10 protein-coding genes and 2 pseudogenes are annotated in these 10,868 nt (G+C 75.0%); 10 read left to right on the top strand and 2 right to left on the bottom strand.

Annotated elements, in window-relative coordinates:
• Positions 1 to 121 precede the first annotated feature (121 nt).
• A complete protein-coding gene (gene manA / locus AB0O00_RS19785) occupies positions 122 to 1,321 on the bottom strand; it encodes a mannose-6-phosphate isomerase, class I (RefSeq protein ID WP_363653475.1) in 1,200 nt (399 codons plus the stop codon).
• Positions 1,322 to 1,670: 349 nt separating this feature from the next.
• Between manA and AB0O00_RS19780 the strand changes: the two genes are divergently transcribed.
• Positions 1,671 to 2,435, top strand: coding sequence for a polyprenol monophosphomannose synthase (locus AB0O00_RS19780; protein ID WP_363653473.1), 765 nt, complete (start codon positions 1,671 to 1,673; stop codon positions 2,433 to 2,435).
• Between the two features lie 97 nt (positions 2,436 to 2,532).
• On the opposite strand, the gene AB0O00_RS19775 is transcribed toward AB0O00_RS19780, so the two are convergent.
• Positions 2,533 to 2,934: a helix-turn-helix domain-containing protein gene (locus AB0O00_RS19775; RefSeq protein WP_363653471.1), complete on the bottom strand. Its 402-nt coding sequence runs from the start codon at positions 2,932 to 2,934 to the stop codon at positions 2,533 to 2,535.
• 107 nt (positions 2,935 to 3,041) lie between these two features.
• Between AB0O00_RS19775 and AB0O00_RS19770 the strand changes: the two genes are divergently transcribed.
• From AB0O00_RS19770 to AB0O00_RS19730, 9 genes and pseudogenes are all read left to right on the top strand, one after another.
• Positions 3,042 to 3,677 (top strand): NAD(P)H-dependent oxidoreductase, encoded by a 636-nt coding sequence (locus tag AB0O00_RS19770; RefSeq protein ID WP_363653469.1) that lies wholly within the window; start codon positions 3,042 to 3,044, stop codon positions 3,675 to 3,677.
• Between the two features lie 149 nt (positions 3,678 to 3,826).
• Positions 3,827 to 4,801 carry an MBL fold metallo-hydrolase gene (locus AB0O00_RS19765; RefSeq protein ID WP_363653467.1) on the top strand — a complete coding sequence of 325 codons (975 nt, stop codon included), beginning with the start codon at positions 3,827 to 3,829 and terminating at the stop codon, positions 4,799 to 4,801.
• 16 nt (positions 4,802 to 4,817) lie between these two features.
• Positions 4,818 to 5,381, top strand: a pseudogene (locus AB0O00_RS19760) (NTP transferase domain-containing protein); the annotation flags it as partial.
• Positions 5,382 to 5,537: 156 nt separating this feature from the next.
• A pseudogene (locus AB0O00_RS19755) lies at positions 5,538 to 5,789 on the top strand (DUF6457 domain-containing protein); the annotation flags it as partial.
• Between the two features lie 50 nt (positions 5,790 to 5,839).
• Complete coding sequence (locus tag AB0O00_RS19750; RefSeq protein WP_363653477.1) at positions 5,840 to 6,997, top strand: molybdopterin molybdotransferase MoeA; 1,158 nt, start codon at positions 5,840 to 5,842, stop codon at positions 6,995 to 6,997.
• A 22-nt stretch (positions 6,998 to 7,019) separates the two neighbouring features.
• Positions 7,020 to 8,066, top strand: coding sequence for an NAD-binding protein (locus tag AB0O00_RS19745; RefSeq protein ID WP_363653465.1), 1,047 nt, complete (start codon positions 7,020 to 7,022; stop codon positions 8,064 to 8,066).
• 47 nt (positions 8,067 to 8,113) lie between these two features.
• Entirely contained in the window at positions 8,114 to 9,091 is a 978-nt protein-coding gene (locus tag AB0O00_RS19740; RefSeq protein ID WP_363653463.1) for an NAD(P)H-quinone oxidoreductase, read from the top strand.
• Between the two features lie 132 nt (positions 9,092 to 9,223).
• Positions 9,224 to 9,868: a hypothetical protein gene (locus tag AB0O00_RS19735; protein ID WP_363653461.1), complete on the top strand. Its 645-nt coding sequence runs from the start codon at positions 9,224 to 9,226 to the stop codon at positions 9,866 to 9,868.
• A gap of 222 nt (positions 9,869 to 10,090) precedes the next feature.
• Positions 10,091 to 10,666: a bacterial proteasome activator family protein gene (locus AB0O00_RS19730; RefSeq protein ID WP_359970521.1), complete on the top strand. Its 576-nt coding sequence runs from the start codon at positions 10,091 to 10,093 to the stop codon at positions 10,664 to 10,666.
• The last annotated feature ends 202 nt before the right edge of the window (positions 10,667 to 10,868 follow it).

The following is a 10,868-nucleotide window of genomic DNA, read 5'->3' as shown; positions in this document are numbered from 1 at the left end:
GTGGGGGGCGTCTTCTTAGGGGGGGGGCCCTGATGGGGGGTGGGTCCCGGTGTGCGGGCCGGGGCCCTTTCGCTGTTCCGGCTTTTTGGCTCCGGCCTTTTGGTCCTGGCGGCCGGAGCCCTCAGATCGTCACGGTGGCGCGGAAGACGGTGGTGGCCGCGCCGGAGAGGCGGGTGGGGGCGCCGGTGGCGGGGAGGAAGGCGGACTGGCCGCGGGAGAGGTCGAGGGTGGTGCCGTCGGGGGCGGTGAGGCGGGCGGTGCCGGAGGTGCAGAGCAGGATCTGCGGGGTGCGGCCGTCGAGCTCGCGGTCGGTGCCGTCCAGCCGGAAGCGGGAGAGGCGGAACTCGTCGATCGGGACGGGGTAGAGCTCCTCGCCGGGGGTGCCGTCCACTGGGGTGGCGTGCAGGACGTCGAGGACGCCGGCCTCGAAGACGACCACGTTCATGAGCTCGGGCACGTCGATGTGCTTGGGGGTGAGGCCCGCGCGCAGCACGTTGTCGGAGTTGGCCTGGAGCTCGACGCAGACGCCGTGCAGGTAGGCGTGCGGCACGCCGGCGCCCAGGTAGAGGGCCTCGCCCGGGTGGAGCCGGACGTGGTTGAGCAGCAGGCCGGCGATCAGGCCGCGGTCGCCGGGGAAGTCCCGGGTGATCCGGGCGTACGGCGCGTACGGGCCCTGCGGGTCCTCCTTGGCGGCGAGGTCCACGTGCGCGGCGGCCTGCCGGACGGCGTCGGCGGCGGTCGCGTCGTCCATGGTGAGGATCGCGGCCAGTGCGCCGCGCAGGGCCTCGGACTCGTCCCCGGCGCCCAGCAGCTCGACGACCGGGGCGAGCGCCGGCACCGCCAGGCCGACCAGCAGCGCGGCCGCCTCGGCCGCCGGGCGGAAGCCGCAGAGGGCCTCGAACTCGTCCAGCGCGCAGATGAGTTCGGGCTTGTGGTTGTCGTCGCGGTAGTTCCGCCGCGGGGCGTCCAGCGGGATCCCGAGGGCGTTCTCGGCGGCGAAGCCGGCCCGCGCCTGGTCGAGCGTGGGGTGGGCCTGGATGGAGATCGGGATGCCGATCGCGAGGATCTTGAGCAGGAACGGCAGGGTGGGCCCGAACCGGGCGACGGTCGCGGCGCCGAGCTCGCCCTCGGGGTCCGCGGCGATCAGCCCGTCCAGCGGGCGCGGCCCCGCGCCCCGGTCGGTGCGGGAGGGGTCGCCGGGGTGGGCGCCCATCCACAGTTCGGCCTGCGGCTCGCCGGTGGGGTCCTGCCCGAGGAGTTCGGGGAGCGCGGTGACCGATCCCCAGGCGTACGGGCGGATGGTGTTGACGAGCCTGTCCATGCGCGCGGTCCTACTCCTTCGCTGCGGTGGCGGGGTGTGCCGGATCGTCGGCCCAGCGGATCGTTCTCGGCGGGCCGGGCGGGCGGTTCGGGCCGGGGCGAGGCATCGACCCTAGCCGAACCGCGTCACGTGCGGGGAAACGGCGGGCGTCCGGTGCGAGTGCCGTGGTCGCGACGGCAATCGGGCCGGTGTCCGGCAGCGCGGTAGTAGGATGCCAGGACCCAGTAGTTTCCACCGTGCGCAGCAGTTTCCGCCGCGGAACCCTCGGCGCATCGCCGACGGGAGCGGCGTTCAGGAGTGCGGGCGCGACGGTGACCGGCACTCCCGCCATCGGCCGAGAGGTTTGTACGTGACCGTGAACCAGCCGCGTTTTGCTGACCTCGGCAAGGTGCTGGTGATCATTCCGACGTTCAACGAGGCGGAGAACGTCGAGCGGATCGTCGGACGGGTCCGCACCTCGGTGCCCGAGGCGCACGTCCTGGTGGCCGACGACAACAGCCCCGACGGCACCGGCGAGCTCGCCGACAAGCTGGCCGCCGAGGACCACCACGTCCACGTCCTGCACCGCAAGGGCAAGGAGGGCCTGGGCGCCGCCTACCTCGCGGGCTTCCGCTGGGGCATCGACAACGGCTACGACGTCCTGGTCGAGATGGACGCGGACGGCTCGCACCAGCCCGAGGAGCTCGACCGGCTGCTCGCCGCGCTGCGCGGCGCCGACCTGGTGCTCGGCTCCCGCTGGGTGCCCGGCGGCCGGGTGGTCAACTGGCCGAAGTCGCGCCTGCTGCTCTCCCGCGGCGGTTCCACGTACTCGCGCCTGATGCTGGGCGTGCCGATCCGGGACGTCACCGGCGGCTACCGCGCCTTCCGCAAGGAGACGCTGCTCGGGCTCGGCATGGACGAGGTCGCCTCGGCCGGGTACTGCTTCCAGGTCGACCTGGCCTGGCGCACGGTGAAGGCCGGCTTCAAGGTCGCCGAGGTGCCGATCACCTTCGTCGAGCGCGAGCTGGGCGCGTCCAAGATGAGCCGCAACATCGTGATCGAGGCGCTCTGGCGCGTGACCTCGTGGGGCATCGCGGACCGCGTGGCCCGGCTGCGGGGCGCGAAGCGGCGCTGAGCCGCTGCTTTCTCGGGCGAAGGATTCTTGGGCGAAGGCCCGTCGGCTGTGTGAACAGCGGGCGGGCCTTCGTCATGTGTACGGGTGGGCGTGACCGTCAGCAGCTGCCCTTGAGGGCGCTCTCCGGGAGGTACTGGTCGGCCCAGACGGCCAGCTCGTTGAGCGCGGGCCGCAGGGCCGCGCCCGCGTCGGTGAGGCGGTAGCTCACGCGCAGCGGCGGGCCCGCGTCGACCTCGCGCAGGACCAGGCCGGCCTCGGTCAGCTCGGTGAGGCGGTCGGAGAGCATGCGCTCGCTGATGCCGGGGACGGCGCGGCGCAGCTCGGAGAAGTAGGCGGGGCCGCCGTGGTTGAGCACGCCCACCAGCAGGCCCGTCCAGCGCTTGCCAAGCAGCGTGAACACCCTGGTCAGGGCCAGCTCGACGTTGAAGCAGGTGCGCTGCTCGGCGCACGCGTCGGAGGCGGCCGGTTCTCGGTCGGTCACTACCTCGTGCTCGGACATGGCTCCAGCGTACCCGACCGATCCCTAGTGACTGCAGAAAAGTAAGCTGCTACGGTAGTTATAGCTGCGGGGGAAACAGCAGCTACTTATCCGATGGAGGTACTGCCATGCCCACCCTGCTCCACATCGACTCGTCCGCCGTCACCGACGGCTCCGTCTCCCGCGAGGTCTCGGCGGCCTTCCGCGCCGCCTGGCAGGAGCAGCACCCGGAGGGCACGGTGGTCTACCGCGACCTCGCCGCCGACCCGGTCCCGCACCTCGACGTGCACGGCATCTCGGCGACCTTCGTCCCGGCCGGGGGCCGCACCGCGGAGCAGGAGGCCGCGCTCGCGCTGCGCGAGCAGCTGATGACCGAGCTGGAGCAGGCCGACGCGATCCTCATCGGCAGCCCGATGTACAACTTCACGATCCCGTCCACCCTCAAGGCCTGGCTGGACCAGGTGATCCTCATGGGCCGCACGGCCGGCGAGACGCCCTCCGCCAAGGGCACCCCGGTCACCGTGGTCGCCGCCCGCGGCGGCTCGTACGCGCCGGGCGCGCCGCGCGAGCCGTACGAGTTCGTCACCACCTACCTGGAGAAGGTGCTGACCGGCATGCTCGGGCTCGAGGTGGACTTCATCGTCCCCGAGTTCACGCTCGCGCCGAAGGTGCCCGCGATGGCCGACTTCGTCCAGAACGCCGCCGACTCCAAGGCCCGCGCGCTGGAGGACGCCGCCCGCAAGGCCAAGGCGCTCGCCGCCTGACGCCCGGCCGGGCCTGTGACCCGCCCCTCGCCGGAAGGCGCGCCCGCACGGGCGTGCCTTCCGCGTGTTCGGGCGCCCGTTCTCCCATGCTGTAGGGCGCAGACCGGTCGGGCGCACAGAGCCCGACCGCCGACCAGAGGGAGCAACCCGTGACGTCGTCCCCGCCCGAGGGGCCCGAGGAGAGCGCCGACGCGGCGGACCGTCCGGAGACCGGGGACGGCGTGCGCCGTGTGGACGGGGAGCAGGTCGCCCGGCCGCTGGAGGTCGACGTCTTCACCGGCCCGGAGTCCGCCTTCTTCGCCACCTCCACCCTCATCCTCGGCGAGCGGACCGCGATCCTGGTCGACGCCCAGCTCACCCGCAGCGCCGGGCGCGAACTCGCCGAATGGGTGGCCGGCAAGGGCCGCCGCCTGCTCGCCATCGTCGTCACCCACCACCACCCCGACCACTACTTCGGCGCCGAGGAGGTGCTGAAGCTCTTCCCCGAGGCCCAGCTGCTCGCCGCACCCGCGGTCGTCGACGGCATCCACCGCACCGTCGCCGCGAAGGTCGCCCAGTGGAAGCCGGTGTACGGCGACGACGTGCCCGACTACCCGCTGGTCCCCGCGCCGCTGCTGCCGCAGCCGCTGATGCTCGACCGCCAGGTCATCCCCGTGCTGATGCTCGGGCAGGGCGACTGCGGCGACTCCACCGTCGTCCACGTGCCCAGCATCCGCACCGTGATCGCCGGGGACTTCGTCTACAACGGCACCCACGTCTGGACCGCCGACACCACCCCCGCCCAGCGCGTCACGTGGGGACACAACCTCGGGCGGATCGCCGACCTCGACGTCGACCGGGTCATCGCCGGGCACCGCGCGCCCGACCAGGGCGACGACGCGACCCGGGTGCTCGCCTTCACCGGCGAGTACCTCCAGGACTTCGACCGGCTGCTGGCCGAGCACCCGGACGACGCCGAGGCGCTGAAGACGGCGATGAACGAGCGGTACGGGGAGCTGACGCTGCCGGTCGTCCTGGAGCTGAGCGCGGCGGCGAACGTCGGGCGGGCGGAGGAGCCGGGCGAAGGGGAGGACGCTGAGGAGCAGGACGAAGGGGAGGACGTGGGGGAGGACGTGGCCGGGTAGGGCGGATACTGGCCGCATGACGCCGTACGACGTGATCGTTCCGGCGGGCGGGGCCGCCCGGCGCCTCGGCGGGGCGGACAAGCCCGGACTGACCGTCGGCGAGACCACCCTGCTCGACCGCGTCCTCGCCGCCTGCGCCGGAGCCCGCACCACCGTCGTGGTCGGCCCGGCCCGGCCCACCGCCCGCAGCGGCGTCCGCTGGACCCGCGAGCAGCCGCCCGGCGGCGGGCCGGTCGCCGCCGTCGCCGCCGGGCTCGGCCTGGTCGACGCCGGGACGGTGCTGCTGCTCGCCGCCGACCTGCCGTTCCTCGACCGGCGGACGGTCGAACGGCTCGTCACCGCCCTCGACGACGCGGGGCCGGCGGTCGAGGCCGCCGTCCTGGTCGACGCCGGCGGCCGCGACCAGCCCCTCGCCGCCGCCTACCGCACCGCCGCCCTGCGCACCGCCCTGGCCGCCCTCGGTGACCCGTCCGGCCTCCCGCTGCGCCGCCTCACCGGCGGCCTCGCACGGCTGCTGGTCGCGGACACGGACAACGTGACGTACGACTGCGACACGTGGGAGGACCTGGAACAGGCCCGCGAGTGGGACCGGGACGGGAGGTAGGGGAAAGAGGCGGAGGAGCGACTGCTCACCGCGGGGGGAGTGGGGGCGTGAGGGATACGACGCGCCCCGCACATCGGGGGAACATCCCGGGGAAACCGCCGATCAGGCAGCATGGGGCGCATGGAGCGCACGCTGGATGACTGGATCGCGGAGGTCCGCGCCGAACTGGGCATCGACCTGGACGTCGATGTCCGTGGCCTGCTGGACCTCACCCGGGTGGTCGCGCACGGGGTGGCCCGGCCGGCCGCGCCGCTGACCGCCTTTCTGATCGGGTACGCGGCCGCCCAGCAGGGCGGCGGTCCCGAGGCCGTCGCCGAGGCGGCCCGGCGCACCGCCGTGCTCGCCGAGCGCTGGAGCGGGCCGGCCGGGCCGGACGAGCAGTGACGGCCGTCGAGGAGACCGCCGTGACCGCGCCCCCGGCCGCGCCCGGCACCATGGCCTGGCCGTCGGCCCGCGAGACCGCCCGCCGGGCCGGGCTGCGCCCGCTGCCGCCGGTCGTGCTGCCGCTCGTCGCCGCCCTCGGCCACACGCTCGCCGAGCCGCTCACCGCCCTCACCGACCTGCCCGCCTTCGACACCTCGGCCATGGACGGCTGGGCGGTCGCCGGCCCCGGCCCCTGGCGGGTCGCCGGGCGGCTGCTGGCCGGCCGGGCCGCCGTCGCGCCGCTGGCCGACGGCACCGCCGTCGAGATCGCGACCGGCGCCCAGCTGCCGCCCGGTGCCACCGCCGTGCTGCGCCGCGAGCACGGGTCGACGGACGGCACGCTGCTGCGCGACTGCGGTCCCCGGGCGATGACCACCGGTCAGGACGTCCGTCCGCGCGGCCAGGAGTGCCGCCGGGGCGAGGCGTTGCTGCCCGGCGGCACCCCGGTCGACCCGGGGGTGCTCGGCCTCGCCGCCGCGTGCGGGCACGACCGGCTCCCGGTGCGCCGCCGCCCGGTCGTCGAACTGCTCGTCCTCGGTGACGAGTTGGTCGCGTCCGGGGTGCCCGGGCCCGGCCTCGTCCGGGACGCGCTCGGACCGCTGCTGCCGCCGTGGCTGCGCGCGGCCGGTGCCGAGGTGGCCGAAGTCCGGTCCGTCCGCGACGACTTCGGGCTGCTGCGGGACGCGCTCCGGCACTCCACCGCCGACGTCGTCATCACCACCGGCGGCACCGCGGCCGGCCCGGTCGACTTCCTGCACCGCGCGCTCGACGAGGTCGGCGCCCGGCTGCTGGTCGACGGCGTCGCCGTCCGCCCCGGCCACCCGATGCTGCTCGCCGAACTCCCGTCGGGCGGGCGCCACCTGGTGGGCCTGCCGGGCAACCCGCTGGCCGCCGTCGCCGGCACCGTCACGCTCGCGCTGCCGCTGTTGCACGCCCGCAGCGGCCGGACCGCCGGCGGCCCGGCGCCCGCGCCCGCCGCCGTCGCCCTGGCCGGGCACCCGACCGACACCCGGCTGCTGCCCGTCCGGCGCACCGCCGACGGCGTCGTCCCGCTCGCCTTCGACGGGCCCGCGATGCTGCGCGGCCTCGCCCGGGCCGAGGCGCTCGCCGTCGTCCCGCCGGGCGGCGCGGAGCCCGGCGACCTCGTCGAGCTGCTGGAGGCGCCGTGAGCGGAACAGGGGAGGCCCGTCCATGAGCAGGCTCCGGCGCGGGACGGCGCCCGGGACGGAGCCGTGGGCGGACGCCGGGATCGTGCTGCCCGCGCGGCGCAGCGCGCCCGCCGTCCGGCAGGTCGGTTCGCGGCTGCTGCTCGCGCTCGCCGTCCTCGTCGCCACCACCGTGATCGTCTACCTCGACCGGGACGGCTACAACGACAACGCCGGCGGCGGGCTCGACTTCCTCGACTCGGCGTACTACGCGACCGTGACGCTCTCCACCACCGGGTACGGCGACATCACGCCCTACAGTTCCGGCGCCCGGCTCACCAACATCCTGGTGATCACCCCGCTGCGCGTGCTGTTCCTGATCATCCTGGTCGGCACCACCCTCGAGGTGCTCACCGAACGCACCCGCCAGCAGTGGCGGTTGAACCGCTGGAGGTCCACCGTGCGCGAGCACACCGTCGTGATCGGGTACGGCACGAAGGGCCGCAGCGCCGTCGACACCCTGCTCGGCCAGGGCGTGAAGAAGGACGAGATCGTCGTCGTCGACCCGCAGCGCAAGGTGATCGAGCACGCCTCCCAGCACGGGCTCGTCGGCGTCGTCGGCGACGCCACCCGCACCGACACCCTGCTGCGCGCGGCCCTGCCCACGGCCGCCCGGGTCGTCGTCGCGCCCGAGCGGGACGACACCGCCGTCCTGGTCACGCTGACGGCGCGCCAGCTCAACAGGGCCGCCACCGTGGTCGCGGCCGTCCGGGAGGACGAGAACGCGCCGCTTCTGCGGCAGAGCGGGGCGGACGTCGTCGTCACCAGCTCCAGTTCGGCCGGGCGGCTGCTCGGCCTGTCCATGCTCAGCCCGCACGCCGGGGCGGTCATGGAGGACCTGCTCACCTACGGCAAGGGCCTGGACGTCGTCGAACGGCCGGTCACCGGGGCCGAGGCCGGGCACGGCCCGCGGGACTGCGAGGACCTCGTGGTCGCGGTGGTCCGCGGCCGGCGGGTGATCAACTACACCGAGCCGGAGGCCGCCGTGCTCCAGCTCACCGACCGGGTGATCGTCATCAAGTCGGCCGGGTGAAGCGGCCCTTGCGCCGGGCCGGGAGCGGCGCGCAGTAGGTTCGGGGCATGCATGCGATGACGATTCCCGTACCCGGCGGTCCCGAGGCGCTCGTCTGGGCGGAGGTGCCGGACCCGGTGCCCGGCGAGGGCGAAGTGCTGGTCGAGGTGGCGGCCACCGCCGTCAACCGGGCCGACCTGCTCCAGCGGCAGGGCTTCTACAACCCGCCGCCCGGCTCCCCGGTGTACCCCGGGCTCGAATGCGCCGGGCGGATCACCGCCCTCGGGCCGGGCGTGTCCGGCTGGGCCGTCGGCGACGAGGTGTGCGCGCTGCTGGCCGGCGGCGGGTACGCGCAGCGCGTCGCGGTGCCGACCGGGCAGCTGCTGCCGCTGCCGAAGGGGCTCGGCTTCGAGGAGGCCGCGGCGCTGCCCGAGGTGGCCTGCACGGTGTGGTCCAACGTGTTCCTCACCGCCCACCTGCGGCCCGGCGAGACGGTGCTGGTGCACGGCGGCGCCAGCGGCATCGGGACGATGGCGATCCAGCTGGCCAAGGCCGTCGGCGCCCGGGTGGCGGTCACCGCGGGCAGCGCGGGCAAGCTCGCGCGGTGCGTCGAGCTCGGCGCGGACATCGTGATCAACTACCGGGAACAGGACTTCGTCGAGGCGCTCCGGGAGGCCACCGACGGAGCCGGGGCGGACGTGATCCTCGACATCATGGGCGCCAAGTACCTGCAGCGCAACGTCGAGGCGCTCGCCGTCAACGGGCGGCTGGTGATCATCGGGCTGCAGGGCGGCGTGAAGGGCGAGCTGGACCTCAACACGCTCCTGCGCAAGCGCGGCGCGGTCGTCGCCACCAACCTGCGGGGACGGCCGCTGGCCGAGAAGGCGGCGATCGTGGCGGCGGTGCGGGAGCACGTGTGGCCGCTGGTCGAGTCCGGGGTGGTCAGGCCGGTGGTCGACCGGGTGCTGCCGCTGACGGAGGCCGGGGCCGCGCACCGGGTGCTGGAGCAGGGCGAGCAGATCGGCAAGGTGGTGCTGCGGGCCTGAGGCGGGCGCATCCAGCCTGGGGCGGGAGCGGTGTCCGAAATGCTCTGATTGTCGGAGTGTGTGAGGCTGGTCCCGAGCTGTCCCGCCGCCGACCCCGCCCCGCGCGGTCGGCCGTCGGAAGGACCTCCGACCGTGGCCGCACCAACGCACGCGCACCTCGGGCCGTTGCCCGCTGCTCCCTCCCGTCGCCCCGCCCGGGCCCGCCGGCTGGTCGCGGCGGCCGTGCTCGGACTGGCCCTGCCGCTGGCCGTCGCGTCGGTGGCCGTCGCCGCTCCCGGACCGGGGGCGGCGACGAACCGGGCGGAGACGAACCGGGCGGAGACGAACAGGGCGGAGACGTCGGACGGGCCCGGGGGCTACGGCCCGTCCGCGGCGCCGCCGGAACGTCCGTTCGCCCACTCCCGTCCGGACGACTGGGACCCGCGCGCCCACCGGCACCGGCCCGCTGCGCCGGAGCAGGCACCCGAGCAGGCACCGGAGCGGGCCCCCGACCGGGCGTCCGGCGGAGTCGTCGAGCAGACCCCGGACCAGTCCGCCGAACAGGCCCCCGAGGCCGACGACGCCGACACCCCGGGCGCTGCGGACACCCCGGCCGACGACGCGGCCGCGGACACCGTCACGACGGCGGCCACCGCCCCCCAGGCCATCGCCGCCCCCACCGTGATCCCCGCCCGCTGGGTCGACGCCTCCACGCTGCAACTCCCCCTCGGCGCCGGCCTGGGCCTCATCGGCTGCGGCCTGGGCCTCATCGGCTACCGCCTCCGCCGGGGCTGGTAGCCGGGCGCCCCGGCCGGCGCGCCCGAGGTGCCGGGGGCGCGTGGGGGTGGGGGAGGTTGTGTGCGGACTTGTGGGGGATCGCGGGGTGGTACGGCGGTGCGGCGCACCAGAACTGAGTATCCGTACGGATTCCCGAGGAGCCGGCCGGGGCGTACCGTCGGGACCGGCCGTGCGGGCCGGGGGCTTCCGCCCGACCAACCCCAGTGAGAGAGAATGTTGTTCATGACGAATCCGATGAACGAGAGCTCGTCGCAGGACGGCCAGAAGGTGCTGATCCTCGGACCGGACGGCATGCCGGTGGGCCAGGGGTTCGCGGGCCCGGCGGGGGACGACGAGGGCGAGGGGCCGCGCGAGCTCCCGGTGACCGAGATGGTCGAGCAGCCCGCCAAGGTCATGCGGATCGGCAGCATGATCAAGCAGCTGCTGGAGGAGGTCCGGGCGGCGCCCCTCGACGAGGCCAGCCGGGCGCGGCTGAAGGACATCCACGCGAGCTCCATCAAGGAGCTTGAGCTGGGCCTGGCCCCCGAGCTGGTGGCGGAGCTGGAGCGGCTGTCGCTGCCGTTCACCGAGGACTCCATCCCGACCGAGGCGGAGCTGCGGATCGCGCAGGCCCAGCTGGTCGGCTGGCTGGAGGGCCTGTTCCACGGGATCCAGACCGCGCTGTTCGCACAGCAGATGGCCGCGCGGGCGCAGCTGGAGCAGATGCGCCGGGCGCTGCCGCCCGGTCTGCACGGCGGCGAGCCGGACGAGGACGAGCCGGGCCAGGGCCGCGGCATCCGCTCCGGCCCGTACCTGTAGGCCCGTACCCGTAGGCCCGCACCCGCGGGCCGTCCGCACACGCCAGGCCCGTACGACCGCGCCGGACCCGTACGACCGCGCCCCCGCGACCGTCTCCGTACGGCCGCACCGGGCCCGGTCGTACCGGCACCGGCCCGCGGGCGGGCGCCCTACCGGCGGGTAGCCGCCGGGGCCCGGGGCGAGGAGCGGCCCTGGGCCGATC

It is taken from the genome of Kitasatospora sp. NPDC093558 (assembly GCF_040683475.1).
GTDB lineage: Bacteria > Actinomycetota > Actinomycetes > Streptomycetales > Streptomycetaceae > Kitasatospora.
This window is presented reverse-complemented; position numbering and strand designations above follow the sequence as displayed.